Below are 21,788 nucleotides of genomic sequence, written 5' to 3'. Positions count from 1 at the left end.
CGACGGCAGGGCCCGGGAGACCCGGGCCCTGCACGCTCAGAGCTGGGTCGGCTGGCGCTGGGTGAGGCCGTACTTCCTGGCGATCGTGTTCCACAGCTGCGCCGCCGTGACCTTCTGGGCGCTGGCGGTGCCGCTCTCGCGGTTGCCCGCCTGGGTCTGGCCGGTGCTGCGGGCCTGGCCGTGCTTGCAGCCGTGTCTGCCGGAGATCTGGTCGGCCCAGGCCGCGTAGTGGTTGTCGGCCGCCGCGGACGCCTGCCAGGCCTTGTTGAGGGCGGCGGTCAGCGCGGCGTTGTTCGGCAGCTTGTCGACGGACAGCTTCGACAGCCGGGTGACCAGCTCGTTGCGCTGCTTGGCGGCGTCGCGCAGGTCCGAGGCGGCCGTGTCCAGGTTGTTGCAGGCCTTCACATTGGCCACGGCCCTGATCACCGACGCCCGGCTGCTGCCGCTGTCGGCGAGCAGCTTGTCCAGCGCGACGGCCTGCTGCTGGGCCGGGTCGGTGGCCGCGGGCGAGGACTCGCCGGTCACGGGGGCCGAGGCGGCCACGTTCTTGTTGGCGTCGCTCTGGTCACCGCCGCCACCGCCGCTGAGCATCGCGCCCGCGCCGACACCGAGGACGGCGAGGCCGACACCGATGGCCGCGATGAGCGGCACCTTCGAGCCGCTACGGCCGCCGCGGCCGCCGCGGCCGCCGTTGTCGTCATGGTCCGCGTAGTCCCCGCGCCGCCCGCCACCGAGTCCCGGCGAGGCGTACGAGGGCTGCCCGGGGTAGCCGCCCGGGGCGTCCTGGACGCGCGGCAGCTGCTGCGTGGCTCCGGCCGGGGCGCCGCCCCCGGGCCCGCTGCGGAAGAGGTTGTCGAAGTCGGACGGCGGCTGCCGGTCCCCTCCGCCGTACGGATCGGTCACCGGCGCGATGTACTGCGTGGCCTGGGCATCGGGGTGGGCGGCGGGCTGCGTCGCGCGCCCCAGGAACCGCGTCTCCTCGGAGGCGGCCTCGGGCGGCATCGCACCCGCTGCCACCGGGGGTATGTACTGGGTCGCTCCCTCGTCCACGGGAGCGGGACCGGCCGCCGGGACCGGCGGTATGTACTGGGTGGCCCCCTCGTCCACGGGAGCGGCGGCCGGCGGGTAGGCACCCGCTCCGGCGCCCTGCCCGGCGTACGCGTCGGGCACGGCCGGCGGCAGGGGCTGGGCGGCCTGGCCGTTCTGCGCGTACGGCTGCTGGTGCTGCTCGGAGCCGTAGGGCTGCTGCTGCCCGGAGCCGTAGGGCTGCGGCGAGCCGTAGCCCGCGTCCTGGCCGCCGCCGTACGTCGCGTGCGCGCCCTCCGGGGGCAGCGGACCGGCGCCGGGCGTGGCCGGGGCGCCCTGCGGGTTCCACGGGGCGGGCTGCTCCGGGGTGCCCCACTCCTGGGCCGCCGCGGGCGGCCAGCCCTCGCCGGGCTGGGGGGCCTGCTGCGGGTCGGGACCCCAGGGCTGACCCCAGGCCTGGCCGCCGGTCGGGGCCACGGCCGGGGGCCGGCCGGCCGGGGTTGCCGGACGCGGGGCGGGTTGGGCCGCCATTCCCGGCAGCACGGGATCGCCGCCGTCGGAGGGCAGCACGATGCCTTCGCGCGCGGGCTCGCCCTGTCCACTCTGCGTCACCGGGACTCCTACGAATGGGGGACTTTCGGAATCGTCGGGTCACGCTACCGGGTCCCCCGAGCCGGGTGCCACGCAGCTCAATGCGCGATCTTGCGCCCTGTGACAGCAGTAACAAAAGTGCCCCGTGGTGCGCTGTTCATGGCACCTCCTGTGTGTCCTCTGCGTATAAACGGGTCGTTTCCCGCACGTTCACGCAGCCACAGGGCGCTTGTTCACGCGGCCTGCTGCACGTCCAGCCGCGCTCCGAACTCCCGCACCACGGGCTCGTCGCGGTACGGCTCCAGCCGCTGCTGGAAGTCCTCCAGGTACTCCGCGCCCCGGTTGGAGCGGAGCGTCTCCAGGAGTTCGACCGCCTTCATGCCCGTACTGCACGCCTGTTCGATCTCGCGCTGCTGCACCTGCGCCGTGGCGAGCAACACATAACCGATCGCCCGCCTGCGCGCCCGCTTCTCGGGATGCCCGGCCAGCGACTGCTCCGCGCACCGCGCCGCCGCCTCGGCCTGCCCGAGGTCGCGATGGCAGTGCGCCAGCTCGTCGGCCAGGTAGGCCTCGTCGAAGTGCGCGATCCAGGCCGGGTCGTCCCCGGAGTCGGCGCCGGCCGAGTCCATGGCGGTGATCGCCCGCCCGGACGCCACCTGGGCGGCCCGCGCATCGCCCAGCAGGGCATGGCCGCGGGCCTCGGCCGCGAAGAACATCGCCTCCGCGCGCGGGGTCACGCGCCCCCGCGCCCCCTCCTGCGCCGCCCGCGCGAGCTGCGCGATCTCCCGCGGGTTTCCGAGCTGCGCTGCGAGGTGGCTCATGGAAGCGGCCAGCACATAGCCGCCGTACCCGCGGTCGCCCGCGGCCTGCGCCAGGCGCAGGGACTGGATGTAGTAGCGCTGGGCGAGCCCCGGCTGGCCGGTGTCGACGGCCATGTACCCGGCCAGCTCGGTCAGCCGGGCCACCGCGGCGAACAGATCGCGGCCGACCGCCTCCCGGTAGGAGCCGGCGAGCAGCCCGGAGACGACGCTGTTGAGGTAGTGCACGACGACCGGGCGCACATGCCCGCTGCCGTACTGGTGGTCGAGGTCGGTCAGTGCCTGCGTCATCGCGCGGACGGCCGCCACGTCGGAGTGCCCCACGCGCGGTCCCGCCTGACGCGCCACCTGCGAGTCCGGCGCCGAGATCAGCCAGTCGCGGCTGGGCTCGACGAGCGCGGACGCGGCGACGGAGGAGCCGGACAGGAAGTCCCGCCGCCCCACGTCGCTGCGCCACAGCTCGCAGACCTGCTCGATGGCCCCCAGTACCGTCGGCGAGAACTGGAGACCCACGCCCGAGGCGAGGTTCTTGCCGTTGGCCATGCCGATCTCGTCGATCGTGACCGTACGGCCCAGCTTGCGGCCGAGCGCCTCGGCGATGACCGCGGGCGCCCGGCCCCGCGGCTGCTGTCCGCGCAGCCAGCGGGCCACGGACGTCTTGTCGTAGCGCAGATCGAGACCGTGCTCGGCACCGCACATGTTGACCCTGCGGGCGAGCCCGGCGTTCGAGCACCCCGCCTCCTGGATGAGCGCCTGCAGCCGTTCGTTCGGCTGTCGCGCGACGAGAGGCCTCGCGGCCATGGCATTACCCCCTGCGAACCCCTGAAGCGGAAAGATCCGGCCGTGAAGATCGATGCCCCGCGGACATAACGAAAATGCGGGACATGCGAGGATTGCCGGGGTAAAGGCTGCTGCCGACCCCCACACGTGGCTACCCAGCCCACGCCACGGTTCCTCCCGCGCGCCCCCGCACATGCACCCATGCGCCCCGGCCGCCGAATCGATGCTCCTCCCCCGCGCGCGCTACGCCCGTAACTCCAGGTGAGCGCGGGAGTTGAGTGGAACGTGGACGAGACCATCGCAGGCACCGAAGCCGCCCAGATTCCGAAGCAGCGCGGGGAATCGCTGCTGGAGACCGCCGTACGCTACGCCGAGGAACGCCACTGGGACGTGTTCCCGGGCACCTGGCTGGAAGCCGTCGACGGGGTGCAGCGCTGCTCCTGCGACCACGTGGCGTGCGCGGCACCGGGGGCGCATCCCGAGCGCGCGGACTGGCAGACCCAGGCGACCGGCAGCGCGACCGTCGCCCGCCGGATGTGGCAGAAGCAGCCGGCGGCGTCGATCCTGCTGCCGACCGGCCGGACCTTCGACGCGCTGTCCGTCCCGGAGACCGCCGGGTTCCTCGCCCTGGCCCGGATGGAGCGGATGCAGCTGACGCTGGGGCCGGTGACGCGCACCCCGGACCGGCGGATGCACTTCTTCGTGCTGCCGGGCGTGTCCTCGAAGGTGCCGGACTCGGTGCGCAGGCTCGGCTGGTCCCCGGGCTCGCTCGACCTGGTGGCGCTCGGCGAGGGGGCGTATGTGGCCGCGCCGCCCACGCGGTTCGGGTCGGGCGGCGCCGTGCAGTGGGCCCGCCGGCCCACGTCCGCGAACCGGTGGCTGCCGGACGCGGAGGAGTTGATCTCGACGCTCGCCTATGCGTGCGGGCGGGACAGGTAGCGGTTCGCCGTCCGCACAGTCCCCTGAGCCTCGTACAGTCCCCTGCGCCCTTCGGGCCGGCTGCTCCCCCGTAGGGTTTCAGCATGACGGACGGAGCAGTGGTGTCAGCAGCGGCAGCCGTACGTGTGCGCGGGCTCTGGAAGCGGTTCGGGCAGCAGGTCGCGGTCGCCGGGATCGATCTGGAGCTGCCCGCGGGGAAGTTCATCGGACTCGTGGGACCCAACGGAGCCGGGAAGACCACCACCCTCTCCATGGTGACCGGGCTGCTCAGGCCCGATCAGGGGTCCGTCGAGGTCGTGGGCCACGACGTGTGGCGGGACCCGGTGGCGGTCAAGGCGCGGATCGGTGTCCTGCCCGAGGGGCTGCGGCTCTTCGAGCGGCTGTCGGGCCGGGAACTGCTCGGATACTCCGGGCGGTTGCGCGGGCTGCCGGGGGGCGAGGTCGACAAGCGCGCCACGCAGCTCCTCGACGTCCTCGATCTGGCCGGGGCCCAGCACAAGCTCGTCGTCGACTACTCGACCGGCATGCGCAAGAAGATCGGGCTCGCGGCCGCTCTCCTCCACAACCCCGAGGTCCTCTTCCTCGACGAGCCGTTCGAGGGGGTCGACCCGGTGTCCGCGCAGACCATCCGGGGCGTCCTGGAGCGGTACACGGCCTCCGGCGCCACCGTCGTCTTCTCCTCCCACGTCATGGAGCTCGTCGAGTCGCTGTGCGACTGGGTCGCCGTACTGGCGGCGGGAAGCATCCGCGCGACCGGCCCGCTGGCCGAGGTGCGCGGTGCACACCCGACCCTTCAGGGGGCGTTCCTGGAACTCGTGGGCGCCCGGGGGCGCGACGCCGCCTCCGACCTCGACTGGCTGGGCGGCGGGGCCCGATGAGCGCCGTCACCTCCACCGTCGTACGGCTGAAGCTGTCCCTGCTGCGCAACGGGCTGCGGCAGTCGGGCGGGCGGCGGGCCGCGTTCGTCGCGTCGGCCGTCGTCGCGCCGCTGTTCGCGGCCCTGCAACTGCTCGGTCTGCTCGCCCTGCGCGGACACGCGCACGCCGACGCCGTCGCCCTGCTGGGGACGTCGGTGCTGGCGCTGGGCTGGGCGGTGATGCCGCTGTTCTTCCCGGGCGGGGACGAGACCCTGGACCCGACCCGCCTGGTGATGCTGCCGCTGCGTCCGCGCCCGCTGGTACGAGCCCTGCTGGCGGCCTCGCTGGTCGGCATCGGGCCGCTGTTCACCCTGCTCCTGCTGGCGGGCTGCGTGCTCTCGGTGGCGCACGGGGCGGCCGCCTACGTCACCGCCGTCGCCGGCGTCGCCTTGGCGCTGCTGGTCTGCGTGGCCCTCGCGCGCACCGTCGCCACCGCCAACGTACGGCTGCTGACCAGCCGCAAGGGCCGCGATCTGGCCGTGCTCAGCGGGCTGGTCATCGCGATCGGGGCGCAACTGGTCAACTTCGGCGCCCAGCGCCTCGGTTCCGCCGGGCTCGGACAGCTGGCCCCGGTGGCCGACGTGCTGCGCTGGCTGCCGCCCGCGTCGGCGGTGGGCGCGGTGCACTCGGCGAGCGAGGGGGCGTACGGGACGGCGGCCGCCCAACTGCTGCTCAGCGCGGCCGCGCTGGGGCTCCTGGTGGCGTGGTGGGCGCGCGGTCTGACCCGGCTGATGACCTCCCCCGACGGCTCCACCCTCCAGGCCGCCGACCCCGGCGCCCGGGAACGCCCGGTCGGCGGCCTGGGGCGACTGCTGCCTGCGGGTCGCACCGGTACGGTCATGGAGCGCAGCCTGCGCTACATCTGGCGCGACCCCAAGACCAAGGCCGCCTGGGTGACCTCGCTCGCCATCGGCCTGATCGTGCCCGTGTTCAACGCGCTGCAGGGCACCGGCTCGATCTACTTCGCGTGCTTCGCCGCCGGGATGCTCGGCATCCAGATGTACAACCAGTTCGGCCAGGACACCTCCGCCTTCTGGATGGTGGCGATGACCATCGCGTCGCCCCGGGACGCGTACGTCGAGCTGCGCGGCCGGGCGCTTGCCCTGCTGGTGATCACCCTGCCGTACGCGACGCTGGTGACCGTCCTGACGACGGCGATGCTCGGCGACTGGGCGCGGCTGCCCGAGGTGCTCGGGCTGTCCTTCGCACTGCTCGGGGCGATGCTGGCGACCGGCGCGTGGACCTCGGCCCGCTTTCCGTACTCGATCCCGCAGGAGGGCCACAAGAACGTGGCGCCCGGCCAGGGGGGCCTCGCCTGGATCTCCATCTTCGGCGGCATGGTCGCGGCGGCCCTGCTGTGCGCCCCCGTCATCACCCTGACCATCTGGCTGAACGTGAGCGCCGACGGGGATGCGTGGACCTGGCTGCTGCTCCCGGTGGGCGCGGCGTACGGGGCCGGGATCACCGCGATCGGCCTGCGCCTGGCGGCCCCGCGGACGGCGGCGCACCTGCCGGAAATTCTGACGGCGGTGAGCAAGGGCTGACAGCGCCTGCAACCCCTCAGGGGCGCGGGGCTGTATCGACTTGCGGCTCCGCCGCGTGGGCGCGACAAGCCACACTCGACCCGCACCCGCCACAAACCAGAACCTCCCGAGCTCCTGGGCGCCCTCAGTCGACGCTCATCGCATCCAGGAACGGCTCGACGGCCGCCCGCCAGGCCACCGGCTGGTCGTAGTGAACGAGGTGTCCTGCTTCGGCGACCTCGGCATACTCGCCGAGCGGCAGCACCCGCACCATCTCCTGCGCCTCCGCCCGGCCCAGCTCCCCGTCGAGGCCGCGCACGACGAGTGCGGGGCACCGGACCTGCGCGAGCTCCTCCCAGTGCGCGTCGTACACCCAGGTCTCCCGGGACTTGAGCATCTGCTCGGGCTCGAAGACGGGGCGCCATCCGTCCGGGGACTCCTGCATGACTTCCGCATAGAACTCCCCGCGCGCGGCGTTCGGCCGCTCCACCCAGGGGTCGCCCTCGCCGAACCACTTGCGTACGTCCGCGAGCGTGGCGAAGGGGACGGGCCAGGACTTGAACCAGTCGGCCCATTCGCGCTGCGAGGCCGCGCCGAGCGCGGAGGCCCGCATGTCGCAGATGATCAGGCCCCGCACCAGGTCGGGGCGTTTGGCGGCGAGTTGCCAGGCGGTCAGCGCGCCCATGGCGTGGCCGATGAGGACGGCCGGGGCGAGGCCGAGCTGTTCGAGGGCGGCCTCGGCGTCCTCGACATAGGCCTCACGGGTGTACGCGGCCTGCGGGGGCTTGGCGCTCTGGCCGTGGCCGCGCTGGTCGAGGGCGACGGCGCGATGCCGCTCCGAGAGCCAGCGGGCGGTGGAGGCCCAGTGCGAGGCGCGACCCATCAGGCCGTGCAGTAACAGCACGCCGGGATGCGCCTGGTCCGGGTCCGTCTTGGGCGGGTCGGCGAACTCCCAGGCCGCGAGGCGTACGCCGCCGGCTCCCGTCACGTCGATGCGCCGTGCCATGGGCTGGCACCCCCCTAGCTCCGCTCGGACCGCTGCTGTCGTGCCGTCGTACCGCTGCGTTGCCTGTGTTCCGACCCCAGATTATCGAATGCCTATTCGAAAATTCCGTCTCTGCGGACAACACCCCTCAATCGAGTGACACCTTTCGAGGCATGATCGCCGCCGTCGAGGGGATTTCTTCAGCGGGAGGCGGACCGCTCGGGGAAAACGGTCCGAGGGGGATGACCCTGAGAGCTCGGGGCTCCGGGTCAGCACAGGGGAGGACAGGCCCCGGCGCCACCAGGCGCCGGGGCCATCCACATGCCTGCGGCACATCCTCCCCGCCCCCTCAGGTCATATGCCTCTCGCGACAGCCTTGCACGCGAAGCGCCCGAGCGCTGCGATTCGGCGCACTGAATCTTGGATTCGGCGCGTTCGGCGGGACGCCACAACTACCCCTTACAACACGGGAGTTGATGTATACGAAGGTCGGGGCCGGTCAGCGCTTGGCGACGAAGACGTGCGAGGCGACGTCCGCCTCCAGCTCGGCCGCCTCGCCGCCGCTGCCCACGAGCACACCGCCCGCCGACTCGGTGACGCTCACCACCGAACCGGGCTGCACACCCGCCCGGCGCAACGTGTACATCAGCTGGGCGTCGGTCTGGATGGGCTCGCCGATCCGGCGGACGACGACCGTCTTGCCGTCGGAGCCCGGGTCGAGGTCGGCCAGCGACACCATGCCCTCGTCGAGGAACGGGTCGGCACCGTCCTTCTCGCCGAGCTCCTCCAGACCGGGGATCGGATTGCCGTACGGCGACTCGGTCGGGTGGCGCAGCAGCTCCAGCACGCGCCGCTCGACGGCCTCGCTCATCACGTGCTCCCAGCGACACGCCTCGGCGTGCACCTGCTCCCACTCCAGGCCGATCACATCGACCAGCAGACACTCCGCGAGCCGGTGCTTGCGCATGACACGCGTGGCCAGGCGGCGGCCCTCGTCGGTGAGCTCCAGATGGCGGTCGCTCGCGACGGACACGAGGCCGTCGCGCTCCATCCGCGCGACCGTCTGGCTGACCGTCGGCCCGCTCTGGTCGAGCCGCTCCGCGATGCGGGCGCGCATGGGGACAACGCCTTCCTCTTCGAGTTCGAGGATGGTGCGGAGATACATCTCCGTGGTGTCGATCAGTCCGGACATTCGTGCCCCTCGATTACCTCTGCCGGAAGTCCGGCGCGTGCGCTGGCCCTGTCACCAATTCTGCCGGATCCCACCGACAACCGTGCCGCACCGCGAAAAGCGACCCGGCTGCGGGCAGTCGTGCCTCCCCCAAGCTCTTCGAGCAGGGGGGACCCCCAGGCGGCACGGGTGGGCGCAGCGGCACCCCACACGCGCGGGCAAGCGTCCCAACCCCCGGCCGTATTGACACCGCACTGGTCCAGACCGCACGGTGATCCGCGACACAGACGCTGCGAAGGGGCACCGCATGAGCGACGGCACGCCGGCCGACCAGTTCTTCGACGCCGCCATCGGCCTGCTGCAACGGGCCCGCGACGAGGAGTCCGGGGCCATCACGGCCGCCGGCACCCTGCTCGCCGACACCGTCCAGGCCGGCGGCCGCCTGTTCGCCTTCGGCGCCGGCCACTCCTCCCTGGCCGCCCAGGACGTCGTCTACCGCGCAGGCGGCCTCGCCCTGATGAACCTGCTCGCCGTCCCGGGCGTCGTCGGCGTCGACGTCACCCCCGCCACCCTCGGCTCCGCCCTCGAACGCGTGGACGGACTCGCCACCGCCGTCCTGGACACCGCGCCGATCCGCTCCGGCGACGTCCTCGTGATCATCTCCCTCTCCGGCCGCAACTCCCTGCCCGTGGAGATGGCCATGAACGCCCGCGCCCTGGGCATCCGCGTCATCGGCGTGACATCGGTGGCGTACGCCTCCGAGACGAAGTCCCGGCACGCCTCGGGGACGTATCTGAAGGACCACTGCGACATCGTCCTCGACTCGAAGATCCCGGTCGGCGACGCGGAACTCACCCACGAGGCCATCCCGGCCCCCTTCGCCCCCGCGTCCACGGTCGTCACCGCCGCCCTCCTCCAGGCGGTCATGGCCACGACGGCCACCACACTGGCCGACCGCGGCATCGAGCCCCCGCTCCTGCGCTCCGGCAACGTCGACGGCGGCCACGAGTGGAACAGCCAGATCATGGAGCAGTACCGCGACCGGATCTTCTACCGGCACTGACGACCCGCATACCGGTATCTACTTCTCCGCCAGCACCCCGGCCAGATCCAGCGCCGCCCCGATCCGCACCGCCACGTCTTCCGCATATGTCGCGTCGGTCCGCTCGAAGCGGCTCCGCCCGGCCCCGCGCAGAAAGGTCACGACGCCCAGCGTCCGCCCCCGGCTGCGCAGCACCGCGCACAACGCGTGCACGGCGTCACCCGGCCACTGCCGGGCCAGGGCCCACTCCCGGGCCCGCTCCGCCGGGACGGACGCGGCATCGGCCCGCACCGACCCGGCCCGCTCCACGCACTGCAGCGCGGGATGCCCCTGCTCGTAGCGCACGGGCAGCCCGGCGTGACCGGTGAGCACGCTCGGCCCCGGCGCCCCGGCGGGCGTCGCGGCCACCCGCACCAGCCGTACCGGCCCCGCCTCCCCGTCGGCCCGCGCATCGCCCGCCACCCGGTCGATCAGCGCGTGGTCGGCGAAACCGGCGAGCGCGAAGTCGAGGTGCACGGTGACCGCCTCCGCCGGGTCCTCGCACTCGGCGGCCGCCCGGGCCGCCCGGTGCAACTGGTTGGCGCGGAAGCGCAGCGTCGCCGCCTCCTGCTCACCCTGCTTGGCCTCGGTCACGTCCTGGAACAGCCAGCCGACCCCGAGCGGCACCGGCTCCTCCGCGAGCGGCGAGGCCAGCCGCAGGAAGCCGCTCCGCCAGCAGCGCCGCTTCTCGCCCTCCGGCGTCCGCACGCTCACCCACATCTCGGCGGGCGCGGGCGGCGCGCCCTCGGCCAGCACATGCGTGAGCGCGCTCTCCAGTTCCTCGACCCCCTGGGCGAGCAGTTCGCCGAGCGGCCGCCCCAGCACGGACGTGCGCCCGATGCCCAGCGCCCGGGCCGCGTGCGCGTTCACCACGGCGGGCCGCAGATCCGCGTCGACCAGTACGACACCCCACGACGCGTCCTCGAACAGCGCCTCGCTGAGCGCGATGGACCGCTCCAGGTCGATCTGCGCGTGCACCTCGCTGAAGGCGCAGTACACACCGGCGGGCTTCCCGTCCGGACCGCGTACGGCGGCGGACTGCGTCCGTACGAGGACCCGGCCCCCGTCCTTCGTGACCAGCGCGAACTCGTGCACCTGCCGGCCGGGGGCGTGCATCACGGACAGCAGTCGCTCCTCGACCTCCTCGGCGTCCGCCTCGCGCACCGCCCAGCCGGCGAACCCGTGCCTGCCCACCGCCTCGGCCGCGGTCCAGCCGAGGATGCGCTCCGCCTCACGGTTCCAGTGCGTCACCACCCCGTCCGCGTCGAAGGCGCACAGGGCCGCGTCCATCCCGTCCAGCAGGGCGGCCAGCAGATCGGAGCCGTCCGGGCCGTCGTCGGCCACGGGTCCGCCGCCGGTGGGCTCGGGCTCGTCGGGCCCCAGCTCATCGGTGGTCCCACTACGCCGGGAAGCACTCACCTGGACCCCCTGCAGGCTGCGTCCGCACGTACGGCGCGAAAGTTTCGCTCACTCCCTTTCATTCAACTCGAACGTGACGCAGCACACACTTGGTTCCCGCAAGATTGAAGGAATCGTTGTAACAGACCGCCGCGTGCCGAATCTGCCCCGAACCGAGTTCTAGACCCCGTCGGCCGCGAGCCTGAGATCCACCCACAGGTCGCTCTCGCCGTCCAGCACATACCGCTCGACCTCGGCGAACCCGTGCTTCGCGGCGAACTGCAGCCCGTCCTCGTTGACCGCGAGGACACAGGTCTCGACCGCCTGGGCACCGAGCACGCGCGCGTGGGCGAGACCGTGCTCGTACAGCGCGGCCCCGTACCCGCGCCGCCGGTACTCGGGCAGCACCCGGGCGATGACCGTCGCCATCGCTTCCTCCCCCTGCGGCGGCCGCACGGTGGAGCAGCCGACGAGCACGTCCCCCACGTACGCGTTCTCCAGCCGGTAACGCCCCGCCCGCTCACGGACCTCGTCCAGGTCCATCGCGGCGGGCGGCACGATCACGTTGTGGACGTGCCGCCACTGCTCCAGCATGGCCTCGCCGGCCACGGCCTCTATCCGAAGATCAGTCACCCGAGCAGACTACGAGGCGGGCGCCGACCGCGAGGGCGGTCGTCGTGGTCGCGAAAAAAATGGTTGATCGGTGGCCGAACGGTTCCTAGTGTGTGATGCACACGAGAAGGGAGGTGGTTCGGCAGATGTATGAATACCGGACGCGTGAGGTGACTGCGGGCTAGCGGCTCGCCACCACACTCAGTGCGGTGCCGGACCAGCACGTGAAAGACGCGTGCAGCCGGCCCAATCCCAGCAGTCACCCGACCCGCGAGCTCGCCGGTACGTCCGGCCGGCTTCTTCGCCCGAGAGGCGAAGGACCCGAGCTCGCGGGTCGTCTGCGTTTGGGGACTGCTTGCGCTTCAGGGACTCAGGCGTTCGACCCTCCAGGTGCCGTCCGGCTCGGCGACGTAACGCAGGCGGTCGTGAAGGCGGTTGTTCCGGCCCTGCCAGAACTCCATCGTCCGGGGCGCGACGCGGAAGCCGCCCCAGTGCGGAGGCACCGGGACCTGTTCGCCCTCGGGGTAGCGGGCGGAGAGTTCGGCGTAGGAGGCGTCGAGTTCGGCCCGGGAGGAGATCACCGAGGACTGGGCACTGGCCCAGGCGCCCAGCTGGGAGCCGTGGGGGCGGGTGCGGAAGTACGCGGCCGTCTCGTCCCGCCCGGTGCGGCGGGCGGTGCCGGTGACGATGACCTGGCGGGCGATGGGATACCAGGGGAAGAGCAGGGAGACGTGCGGGTTCGCGGCGAGGTCCCGCGCCTTGCGGGAGTCGTAGTTCGTGTAGAAGACGAAGCCCTGCGTGTCGTACTGCTTCATCAGCACCGTGCGTGAGCTGGGGCGGCCCTCGGCGTTCGCCGTGGAGACGACCATGGCGTTGGGCTCGTAGATCGTGCCGCCCGCGGCAGCCCGTGCGGCCTGTTCGAACCAGAGGGTGAACTGGTCCATGGGGTGAGCGGCGAGATCGCTCTCCTCGAAACCTTCGACCCGGTAGTGCTTGCGCATGGCGGCCGGATCGAGGATGGGTTCATGGTCGGTCACGCGGTCATCTTGCCGTATGCACGTACGACTTCGCGTGGCACTGAGTGCCGCTTGGGCTCCCCAAAGGTGGCACTCGGAGATATCGTTCAGATGCCGTTCCGGTTGGGTGACGACCAACCGTTCGGGGCATCACCGGGGTGACCGTTTCGGACCGCGAGTCCCGAGAGTGACCGTGGAGCCGCTGCGGCACCCGCTTCCTGGCATTCTTCCGCCGCGCCGCACACATCATCTAGGAGCCGCCTGATGTCCGACTTCGTACCCGGGCTCGAAGGAGTCGTCGCGTTCGAGACGGAGATCGCCGAACCGGACAAGGAGGGTGGCGCCCTGCGCTACCGGGGGGTCGACATCGAGGACCTCGTCGGTCATGTCTCGTTCGGCAACGTATGGGGGCTGCTGGTGGACGGAGCCTTCAATCCGGGCCTGCCGCCCGCCGAGCCGTTCCCCATTCCCGTCCACTCGGGTGACATCCGGGTGGACGTACAGTCGGCGCTCGCCATGCTCGCCCCGGTGTGGGGCCTGAAACCGCTGCTCGACATCGACGAGGAGCAGGCCCGCGACGACCTCGCCCGCGCCGCGGTGATGGCGCTCTCGTACGTCGCTCAGTCCGCCCGTGGGCAGGGCCTGCCGATGGTGCCGCAGCGGGAGATCGACAAGGCCCACTCGGTCGTCGAGCGGTTCATGATCCGCTGGCGGGGCGAGCCCGACCCCAAGCACGTCGCGGCCGTCGACGCCTACTGGACGTCGGCCGCCGAGCACGGCATGAACGCCTCCACCTTCACCGCCCGGGTCATCGCCTCGACCGGCGCCGATGTGGCGGCCGCGCTGTCCGGTGCCGTGGGCGCCATGTCCGGGCCGCTGCACGGCGGTGCCCCGTCCCGGGTCCTCGGGATGATCGAGGAGATCGAGCGGACGGGTGACGCGGAGGCGTACGTCAAACGGGCCCTGGACCAGGGCGAGCGGCTGATGGGCTTCGGGCACCGGGTGTACCGGGCCGAGGACCCGCGCGCGCGTGTGCTGCGCCGTACGGCCCGTGAGCTGGGCGCCCCGCGCTTCGAGATCGCCGAGGCGCTGGAGAAGGCGGCGCTGGAAGAGCTGCACAACCGCCGTCCGGACCGGGTTCTGGCGACGAACGTGGAGTTCTGGGCGGCGATCATGCTGGACTTCGCGGAGGTTCCGGCGCACATGTTCACGTCGATGTTCACGTGCGCCCGTACGGCGGGCTGGTCGGCACACATCCTTGAGCAGAAGCGGACGGGGCGGCTGGTCCGGCCGTCCGCGCGGTATGTGGGGCCGGGGCCGCGCAGCCCGCAGGAGGTCGAGGGCTACGCGGACATCGCCCACTAGTCGCCGCTAGTCGCTTTTCACGTAGTCGCTGTACACGTAGTCGCTGTACATGTAGTCGCTTTTCACGCCGGGCTGAGCAGGTCCGCGTGGTGCCGTTCCGCCACCAGCGGGTGGGCCCTGAGCTTGCCCTTGAGCTCGTTGTAGCCGTACTCGGCGAAGAGCGGGTTGGCGGGGTCGTCGGTGATGCCCGGGGCGGTGGTCGCGTGCGGGAAGGGCAGCGGCTCCACCCGGGCGTCCAGCCGCGGGTTGTAGAAGAACGGGACGGAGAAGCGCTCGGTGGCGCCGGGCGGGCTGACGACGCGGTGGTTGGTGGCGATCAGATAGCCGTTCGTCGCCACCTCCAGCAGCTCGCCCAGGTTGACCACGAAGGCGCCCTCCAGCGGCGGCACGTCGTGGAAGAGCCCGTCCTCGCGCTGGACCTGCAGTCCGCCGACCGTGTCCTGGAGCAGCAGCGTCAGGAAGCCGTAGTCCTTGTGGGCGCCGACGCCCTGGTCGGTGCCGTCGCCCGCGCTGCCGGGGTAACGCACGAGCTTGAGGTGCGGGTGGGCGCTCGCGCCGAAGACCGGGTCGTAGAAGTCGGCGGGAGCGCCGATGGCGGCGAGCAGCTCGTGCAGGAGCCGGCCGGCGACGCCGCTGAGCCGGTCGATCCAGGCGAGTGCGGCGGTGCGCAGTTCGGGGAGGGCGGCGGGCCACTGGTTGGGGCCCTGCAGCCACCAGTAGGCGGGTTCGCCCGGTGCGGGGACGTGCGTGGGGCGTTCGGCGCCTATGTCGAGCTGGTCGCGCCAGTCGCGGGCGCCCTGGGTACGTTCGTCGCCGGTGCGGGTGTAGCCGCGGAAGTGGGGCGAGTTCACGTTGTCGAGGGCGAGCCGGTCGGCCACGGGGAGCGCGAAGAAGGCACGCATGGCGCTGACCAGCGCGTCGGTCTCGGCGCGGGTGACTCCGTGCCCGACGAGCTGGAAGAAGCCGACGTCGTGCGCGGCGCTGTGCAGCTGGGCGTGGAGGAGGGCGCGGGCCTGCGGGCCGCGGTCGGCGGCAGACAGGTCGATGATCGGAAGTTGATCGTACGACGGGTTCGTCGCGGTGTGCGTCGTCATGGATGCGTCCACAGGGTGTGTGGGCCACGGGCAGGCCGCCGAGGGTAGGGCGGCGCCCAGGATGCCGTAAAAAGGGGAGAATAAAGGGGCTGATTCAGGCCGAAAGCCGACAGCCCATGCTCGTGACGCGCACGTAGTCCACGTGACGGCGTCGAACAAGCATCGGAGGCATGCGCCAAGGGTAACGCGCCCCGCCAACAACCCCTGGGGGCTGCGGACACCCCCTCGACCCCACGCCCCGGCCTCACGCGCCGACGGCCCCTCGCGCCCTGCCGGCGTCTCCCCCAGCCACGCCCCTGCGCGGCTGCCGAGCCCCCGGACCCGTCGACAGCCCTGTAGGCCATGGCGCTTGGCCCGGCGGACGCCTCCCGGCCCCGCTGCCGATTCCTCGACCCGCGCAGCCGCTCCCAGAAACCCGCGGACAGCCCCCCACCCGTCGGCGCCCCTGGGCCTCATCCCTCAGTCCAGCGCGCTCTCCAGCAGCGCCGTCCACTGGGCCACCACCCGCTCGCGGCGGCCCGTGTCGTCCGTGAGGAGGTTGGCCAGGCCCAGGCCGCGGGCCATGTCCAGGAGGCCCTGGACCGTTTCGCGGACGCCGGGGCGGGACTCGTCGGCGCCCAGAAGCTCGACCGCTATGCGGTGGGTTTCGCGGCCGACGCGGGCCTCCAGCTCCGTGACGCGGGGGCGCAGCTGGTCCTCGTTGGAGGCGGCGACCCACAGGTGGAGGGCGGCGCGGAAGAGGGGGCCGGTGTAGAGGCCGACGAGCGCGGAGACGACGGCGCGGCGGTCGGCGGCGCCTTCGGGGAACAGGGCGCGCAGGGCCGTGGAGCGCTCCTCGGCGACGTACTCCACGGCCGCGGTGAACAGGTCCTCACGGGTGCGGAAGTGGTGCTGGGCGGCGCCGCGGGAGACTCCGGCGCGTTCCGCGACGACGGAGACCGTGGAGCCCGCCCAGCCGTGTTCGGCCAGGCAGGCCACGGCGGCCTCCAGGAGCCGCTGCCGGGTGGCCCGGCTGCGGTCCTGCTTGGGCAGGCGGTCGCGTTCGGCCGTACTCACACTCATCTCGCGCTCACACTCATCTTGCGCTCACATCACCCACGAGGGGTCCCGTCGTTCCAGAAAGGCCGTCATCCCCTCACGCGCCTGCGCGGAGGAGAACAGCCGGGCCGAGAGCGCGGTGAGATCCGCCGCGTCCCGGTCGAAGCCTTCCAGCACCCTAGCCGTGAGCAGCTGTTTCGTCTCGGCCAGGCCCTGCGGGGACGACCGGCGCAACCCGTCGAGGATGGGTTCCAGTACGGCGTCGACGTCGTCCCCGGCCGCCGTGACGAGGCCGATCCTGGCCGCCTCGGCCGCGTCGAACCGTTCGCCGGTCAGGTAGTAGCGGGCGAGGGCACGCGGGTCGGCGCGCGGAATCACCGGGAGGGAGATGACGGCCGGCGCGACCCCGATCCGTACCTCGGTGAACGCGAAGCTGGACGCGGCGGACGCGGCAGCGATGTCGCACGCGGCGAGCAGCCCGAGCCCGCCCGCGCGGACATGTCCGGTCACCCGGGCCACGACGGGCTTGGGCAGCTCGACGATCTGCCGCAGCACGCCGACCAGGGCGTCGGGGTGCGGCGGATCGCGCAGGTCCGCGCCGGCGCAGAACGTGTTGCCGGAGTGGGTGAGGACCACGGCCCGTACGTCGCCGTCCTTGGCGCACTCGCTCAGCGCGTCCGCGAGCTCGCCGACGAGCGCGGCCGACAGGGCGTTGCGGGTGTCGGCCGAGTCCAGGCTGAGGGTTTCGATGCCACGCGCGCGCGTGCGTCCGATCAGTGTCACTGCCGCTCCCTGAGTTCGCGCGGTTCCCGCAGTGCCCGCAGTTCCCGGCGGAGGATCTTGCCGGAGGCGGCCCTGGGCACGCCGTCGATGAAGGTGACCTGCCGGACGCGCTTGTAGGGGGCGACGCGTTCGGCGACGTACGCCATGACCTCGTCCTCGGTGAGGTCGCCGGCGGTGGGCTGGCGCACGACGTGGGCGTGCGGGACTTCGTTGTGGTCCTCGTTGTAGACGCCGATGACGGCGGCGTCGGCGATGCCGGGATGTGTGAGGAGCAGCGCCTCCAGCTCGGCGGGTGCCACCTGGAAGCCCTTGTACTTGATGAGCTCCTTCACGCGGTCGACGACGAACAGCCAGCCGTCGGCGTCCACATGGCCGACGTCACCGGTGTGCAGCCAGCCGTCGGCGTCGATCATGGCGGCGGTGGCCTCGGGGCGGCCCAGGTAGCCCTTCATGACCTGGGGGCCACGGATGAGGATCTCGCCCGGCTCGCCGTTGCCCACGTCCTTGCCGGGGTCGTCGAGGGAGACGATGCGCATCTCGGTGCCCGCGATGAGCTTGCCGACCGTGCCGGGAGGTGCCTGGTGCATGGCGTCGAGCGGAACGACGTGCGTGCCGGGCGAGAGTTCCGTCATACCGTAGGCCTGGCCCACCGGCGGCAGGCCCAGGCGCTCGGAGCAGGCGGCGGCGAGCTGGGCGTCCAGGGGTGCGGCGGCGCTGATGATGTACCGCAGGGAGGACAGGTCGTAGCGGGCGACGGCCGGGTGCTTGGCGAGCGCGAGGACGATCGGCGGGGCGACATACAGGCCGGTGATGCGGTGGTTCTCGATGGCCGCGAGGAACGTCTCCAGGTCGAAGCGGGGCAGCACGACGACGGTGGCGCCGTTGCGCAGGGGCGCGTTCATGAGCGCGGTGAGGCCGTAGATGTGGAAGAAGGGCAGGACGGCGAGGATGCGTTCGCCGGGTCCGGCCGTGATGGCGGGTTCGAGCTGGGCGAGGTTGGTGGCGATCTGCCGGTGGGTGAGCATCACGCCCTTGGGGACGCCGGTGGTGCCCGAGGAGTAGGGCAGCACGGCGATGTCCTCCGCCGGGTCGGTGAAGACGTCCGGTTCGGGCGCGTCGGAGGCGATCAGATCGAGCAGGGAGCGGTGTCCGGGCGCGTTGTCGCAGACGAATATCTCCCGTATGCCGCCGGCGAGTTCGGCGGCGCGGCGGGCCGACTCCAGCAGGGGCGAGACGGTGACGATCCAGCGGGCGGCCGAGTCGCGCAGCTGCTTGGCGAACTCCTCGGGCGTGGCGAGCGGGTGCACGGTGGTGACGGTGGCACCCGCGCGCGTGGCGGCGTAGAAGGCGGTCGGGAAGGCGACGGTGTTCGGGCTGTGCAGGGCGAGGACGTCGCCCTTGCGCACACCCGCGTCGGCGAGCGCGGCGGCGATGCGCCGGTGGAACCGGTCCAGTTGTCCGTACGTGAGGGTGGTGCCGTCGGCGCCGTCGATCAGGGCGGGTTGGTCGCCGAACTCGGCGGCCCGGCCCAGAACGGCCTCGTGGATGGGGAGTTCGACGGCAGGGACGTCTGCGTACTCACTGCGGAACACGGTTCCTCCTCGCGCGACGGGGGTGCGCCGGTACGGCCTAGTACGACTTGGGCAGGCCGAGGGACTGGTGGGAAACGTAGTTGAGAATCATCTCCCGGCTCACCGGTGCTATACGAGCCACGCGCGCGGCCGTTATCAACGAGGCGAGCCCGAATTCGCGCGTGAGCCCGTTGCCGCCGAGGGTGTGCACGGCCTGGTCCACGGCCTTCACACAGGCCTCTCCGGCCGCGTACTTGGCCATGTTGGCGGCCTCGCCGGCGCCGATGTCGTCCCCGGCGTCGTAGAGGTGGGCGCCCTTCTGCATCATCAGGCGGGCCAGTTCGAGGTCGATGTGCGCCTGCGCGAGGGGGTGGGCGATGGCCTGGTGGGCGCCGATCGGGGTCTTCCAGACGGTGCGGTCGCGGGCGTACTCGATCGCCTTGGACAGGGCGTAGCGCCCCATGCCGATCGCGAACGCGGCCGTCATGATCCGCTCGGGGTTGAGCCCGGCGAAGAGCTGGAGCAACCCCGCGTCCTCATCGCCGACGAGCGCGTCGGCGGGCAGCCGTACGTCGTCGAGGACCAGCTCGAACTGCTTCTCCGCGCCGAGCAGTTCCATGTCGATCTGCCGCCGCTGGAAGCCTTCGGCGTCGCGCGGGACGATGAACAGGCAGGGCTTGAGGCTGCCGGTGCGGGCGTCCTCGGTGCGGCCGACGATCAGGACGGCGTCGGCGTGGTCGACACCGGAGATGAACACCTTGCGGCCGGTCAGCAGCCAGTCGGCGCCGTCCCTGCGTGCCGTCGTGGTGATGCGGTGGGAGTTGGAGCCGGCGTCGGGCTCGGTGATGCCGAAGGCCATGAGCCGGGTGCCGTCGGCGAGGCCGGGGAGCCAGGCGCGCTTCTGTTCCTCGGTGCCGAAGCGGGCGATGACGGTGCCGCAGATGGCGGGCGAGACGACGAGCATGAGGAGAGGACAGCCGGCGGCGCCCAGCTCTTCGAGGACGATGGAGAGCTCGGCGATGCCGCCGCCTCCGCCTCCGTACTCCTCGGGGAGGTTCACGCCGAGGTAGCCGAGCTTGGCGGCTTCCGCCCAGAGCTCGGTGGGCTGGGCGCCTTCGGCGACGACGCGGGCGAGGTATTCGCGGCCGTAGCGCTTGCCGAGGGCGGCGACGGCGGATCGTAGGGCCTTGTGTTCTTCGGTTTCCAGAGTGGCGCTCACTGGTCCTGAACCTCCTTCTGTGCTTCCTCTACGACGGCGAGCAGGGCACCGACCTCGACCTGCTGCCCCGGGGTGGCGTGCAGGGCGCTGAGCGTGCCGGAGGCCGGGGCGGTGATCCGGTGTTGCATCTTCATCGCCTCCAGCCAGATCAGGGGGTCCCCCGCCCGTACGGTTGCCCCCTCGGCCAGGCCGTCGGCGATGCGGACGACCGTGCCGGGCATGGGGGCGAGCAGGGAGCCGGGGGCGTGGTGTTCGGTCGGGTCGGGGAAGCGGGGCAGGGCGGTGAGGGCGGTGGCGTTGACGTACACCCGGTCGCCGTGCCGGGCCACGTCGAACTTCCGCCGTACGCCGTCCACTTCGAGTACGACGAGACGCGCGTCGGCGTGCACGACCCGGACGCCGTCCGCGGCGAGGCCGTCCCTGGTGTGCCGGTAGCGGGCCTCGTGCTCCTCGCCCGCCATGAGGTAGCGCTTGGTCTGCGGCTGGGAGGACAGGTTGCGCCAGCCGCCGAAACGGGAGCGGCCGTGGGCGTCGGCGAGGGCCGCGGCCAGGGGCGCGTACGGGTCGGGGGCCGGCTCGGTCAGGTCGGCGAGGTGGCGGTCGTAGAAGCCGGTGTCCATGCGGGCCGCCGTGAACTCCGGGTGGCGCAGGGAGCGGACCAGCAGCTCGCGGTTGGTGACGGGGCCGTGGATCCGCGCCCGCTCCAGGGCGCCGGAGAGCCTGCGCAGGGCCTCCGCGCGCGTGGGGGCGTGGGCGACGGTCTTGGCGAGCATCGAGTCGTAGTGGACGCCGATGTCGTCGCCGTCGGTGTAGCCGGTGTCGAGGCGGACGCCGTCCGGTACGGCGAGGTGGTGCAGGGTGCCGGTCTGCGGGGCCCAGTCGCGCGACGGGTCCTCGGCGTAGAGGCGGGCCTCGATGGCGTGGCCGCGCGCGCTCGGGGGGGCGGTGGCGAGGGCGTGGCCCTCGGCGATCCGGATCTGCTCGGCGACCAGGTCGAGGCCGAACACGGCCTCCGTGACGGGGTGCTCGACCTGGAGGCGGGTGTTCATCTCCAGGAAGTGGGCCCTGCCGTCGGCGACGAGGAACTCGACGGTGCCGGCGCCCACGTAGTCGACCGCGCGGGCGGCGCGGGCGGCCATCTCGTACAGCTCGGTAGTGAGTTCGGGATTCAAACCCGGCGCCGGGGCCTCCTCGATCACCTTCTGGTGGCGGCGCTGGAGGGAGCAGTCGCGGGTGCCGAGCGTCCAGACGGTGCCGTGGGTGTCGGCGAGGACCTGCACCTCGACGTGGCGGCCGCGCTCCACGTAGGGCTCGACGAAGACCTCGCCGTCCCCGAAGGCGCTCGCGGCCTCGGCACGTGCGCTCTCCAGCGCGCCGTCCAGCTCCTCCAGGGCGCGGACGATCCGCATCCCGCGTCCGCCGCCGCCCGCGGCCGCCTTCACCAGCACGGGCAGATCGGCGGCGGTGACCTCGCGCAGCGGCTCGATCCCCATCAGCTCCTTGGCGCGCGTCTTGGACGCCATCGCCTCGATCGCCTCCGGGGACGGGCCGATCCAGACCAGGCCCGCGTCGAGGACGGCGCGCGCGAAGTCGGGGTTCTCGGAGAGGAAGCCGTAGCCGGGGTGCACGGCGTCCGCGCCGGCCGCGACGGCCGCCTTCACGATCAGGTCGCCGCGCAGATACGTCTCGGCGGGCGTCGCACCCGGCAGTCGTACCGCCGTGTCGGCCACGCGCGCGTGGAGGGCGTTCTCGTCGGCGTCCGAGTGCACGGCGACCGTCCGGATTCCCAACTCACCACAGGTGCGGAAGATCCGGCAGGCGATCTCGCCCCGGTTGGCGACCAGCAGAGTCGAAATCATGA

At 72.3% G+C, this 21,788-nt stretch carries 18 protein-coding genes; 5 read left to right on the top strand and 13 right to left on the bottom strand.

Annotated features, from left to right (window positions below; all coding sequences use genetic code 11):
• Positions 1 to 36: 36 nt before the first annotated feature.
• Together ACZ4EG_RS34380 and ACZ4EG_RS34375 are read right to left on the bottom strand one after the other, a co-directional pair.
• Positions 37 to 1,557, bottom strand: coding sequence for a hypothetical protein (locus tag ACZ4EG_RS34380; protein WP_467793424.1), 1,521 nt, complete (start codon positions 1,555 to 1,557; stop codon positions 37 to 39).
• A 293-nt stretch (positions 1,558 to 1,850) separates the two neighbouring features.
• Complete coding sequence (locus ACZ4EG_RS34375) at positions 1,851 to 3,236, bottom strand: transcriptional regulator (protein ID WP_453551552.1); 1,386 nt, start codon at positions 3,234 to 3,236, stop codon at positions 1,851 to 1,853.
• Positions 3,237 to 3,500: 264 nt separating this feature from the next.
• Between ACZ4EG_RS34375 and ACZ4EG_RS34370 the strand changes: the two genes are divergently transcribed.
• The 3 genes from ACZ4EG_RS34370 (at position 3,501) to ACZ4EG_RS34360 (ending at position 6,615) form a co-directional block, all read left to right on the top strand.
• Positions 3,501 to 4,154 carry a bifunctional DNA primase/polymerase gene (locus ACZ4EG_RS34370; RefSeq protein ID WP_390709715.1) on the top strand — a complete coding sequence of 218 codons (654 nt, stop codon included), beginning with the start codon at positions 3,501 to 3,503 and terminating at the stop codon, positions 4,152 to 4,154.
• 83 nt (positions 4,155 to 4,237) lie between these two features.
• On the top strand, positions 4,238 to 5,032 hold the full coding sequence (locus ACZ4EG_RS34365) for an ABC transporter ATP-binding protein (protein ID WP_453551554.1): 795 nt from the start codon (positions 4,238 to 4,240) through the stop codon (positions 5,030 to 5,032).
• Positions 5,029 to 6,615 (top strand): transporter, encoded by a 1,587-nt coding sequence (locus tag ACZ4EG_RS34360; RefSeq protein WP_467793390.1) that lies wholly within the window; start codon positions 5,029 to 5,031, stop codon positions 6,613 to 6,615. The genes ACZ4EG_RS34365 and ACZ4EG_RS34360 overlap by 4 nt, the downstream gene beginning before the upstream one ends.
• Positions 6,616 to 6,739: 124 nt before the next feature.
• Here the strand turns inward: ACZ4EG_RS34360 and ACZ4EG_RS34355 are convergent, their stop codons facing one another.
• Complete coding sequence (locus tag ACZ4EG_RS34355) at positions 6,740 to 7,600, bottom strand: alpha/beta fold hydrolase (protein ID WP_467793389.1); 861 nt, start codon at positions 7,598 to 7,600, stop codon at positions 6,740 to 6,742.
• Between the two features lie 478 nt (positions 7,601 to 8,078).
• On the bottom strand, positions 8,079 to 8,771 hold the full coding sequence (locus ACZ4EG_RS34350; protein ID WP_067120881.1) for a metal-dependent transcriptional regulator: 693 nt from the start codon (positions 8,769 to 8,771) through the stop codon (positions 8,079 to 8,081).
• Positions 8,772 to 9,057: 286 nt separating this feature from the next.
• On the opposite strand from ACZ4EG_RS34350, the gene ACZ4EG_RS34345 reads away from it, so the two are divergent.
• Entirely contained in the window at positions 9,058 to 9,813 is a 756-nt protein-coding gene (locus tag ACZ4EG_RS34345; protein WP_453551563.1) for an SIS domain-containing protein, read from the top strand.
• A gap of 18 nt (positions 9,814 to 9,831) precedes the next feature.
• Here the strand turns inward: ACZ4EG_RS34345 and ACZ4EG_RS34340 are convergent, their stop codons facing one another.
• The 3 genes from ACZ4EG_RS34340 to pdxH all read right to left on the bottom strand — a co-directional run bounded on the left by ACZ4EG_RS34340 (position 9,832) and on the right by pdxH (position 12,842).
• Positions 9,832 to 11,250 carry a PAS domain-containing protein gene (locus ACZ4EG_RS34340; protein WP_467793388.1) on the bottom strand — a complete coding sequence of 473 codons (1,419 nt, stop codon included), beginning with the start codon at positions 11,248 to 11,250 and terminating at the stop codon, positions 9,832 to 9,834.
• Between the two features lie 159 nt (positions 11,251 to 11,409).
• Positions 11,410 to 11,862: a GNAT family N-acetyltransferase gene (locus ACZ4EG_RS34335; RefSeq protein ID WP_467793387.1), complete on the bottom strand. Its 453-nt coding sequence runs from the start codon at positions 11,860 to 11,862 to the stop codon at positions 11,410 to 11,412.
• Positions 11,863 to 12,203: 341 nt separating this feature from the next.
• Entirely contained in the window at positions 12,204 to 12,842 is a 639-nt protein-coding gene (gene pdxH, locus ACZ4EG_RS34330; RefSeq protein WP_453551633.1) for a pyridoxamine 5'-phosphate oxidase, read from the bottom strand.
• Positions 12,843 to 13,121: 279 nt separating this feature from the next.
• On the opposite strand from pdxH, the gene ACZ4EG_RS34325 reads away from it, so the two are divergent.
• Positions 13,122 to 14,222, top strand: coding sequence for a citrate synthase 2 (locus ACZ4EG_RS34325; protein ID WP_263210040.1), 1,101 nt, complete (start codon positions 13,122 to 13,124; stop codon positions 14,220 to 14,222).
• A 62-nt stretch (positions 14,223 to 14,284) separates the two neighbouring features.
• On the opposite strand, the gene ACZ4EG_RS34320 is transcribed toward ACZ4EG_RS34325, so the two are convergent.
• From ACZ4EG_RS34320 to ACZ4EG_RS34295, 6 genes are all read right to left on the bottom strand, one after another.
• A complete protein-coding gene (locus tag ACZ4EG_RS34320; RefSeq protein WP_467793386.1) occupies positions 14,285 to 15,316 on the bottom strand; it encodes an isopenicillin N synthase family dioxygenase in 1,032 nt (343 codons plus the stop codon).
• A gap of 459 nt (positions 15,317 to 15,775) precedes the next feature.
• Complete coding sequence (locus ACZ4EG_RS34315) at positions 15,776 to 16,378, bottom strand: TetR/AcrR family transcriptional regulator (RefSeq protein ID WP_453551573.1); 603 nt, start codon at positions 16,376 to 16,378, stop codon at positions 15,776 to 15,778.
• A gap of 24 nt (positions 16,379 to 16,402) precedes the next feature.
• Positions 16,403 to 17,137, bottom strand: coding sequence for an enoyl-CoA hydratase family protein (locus tag ACZ4EG_RS34310; RefSeq protein ID WP_453551575.1), 735 nt, complete (start codon positions 17,135 to 17,137; stop codon positions 16,403 to 16,405).
• Positions 17,134 to 18,729: a 4-coumarate--CoA ligase family protein gene (locus ACZ4EG_RS34305; protein ID WP_467793385.1), complete on the bottom strand. Its 1,596-nt coding sequence runs from the start codon at positions 18,727 to 18,729 to the stop codon at positions 17,134 to 17,136. The genes ACZ4EG_RS34310 and ACZ4EG_RS34305 overlap by 4 nt, the downstream gene beginning before the upstream one ends.
• Positions 18,730 to 18,766: 37 nt before the next feature.
• Positions 18,767 to 19,927, bottom strand: a complete 1,161-nt coding sequence (locus ACZ4EG_RS34300; protein WP_453551581.1) for an acyl-CoA dehydrogenase family protein — start codon at positions 19,925 to 19,927, stop codon at positions 18,767 to 18,769.
• The gene (locus tag ACZ4EG_RS34295) at positions 19,924 to 21,786 is read right to left on the bottom strand and encodes an acetyl/propionyl/methylcrotonyl-CoA carboxylase subunit alpha (RefSeq protein ID WP_467793384.1); all 1,863 of its coding nucleotides are present in this window, start codon (positions 21,784 to 21,786) and stop codon (positions 19,924 to 19,926) included. The genes ACZ4EG_RS34300 and ACZ4EG_RS34295 overlap by 4 nt, the downstream gene beginning before the upstream one ends.
• Positions 21,787 to 21,788 lie beyond the last annotated feature (2 nt).

The organism is Streptomyces sp. NPDC025638 (assembly GCF_055558775.1).
Note: the sequence above shows the minus strand (reverse complement) of the source record. Positions and strands in the feature narration are given on the sequence as shown.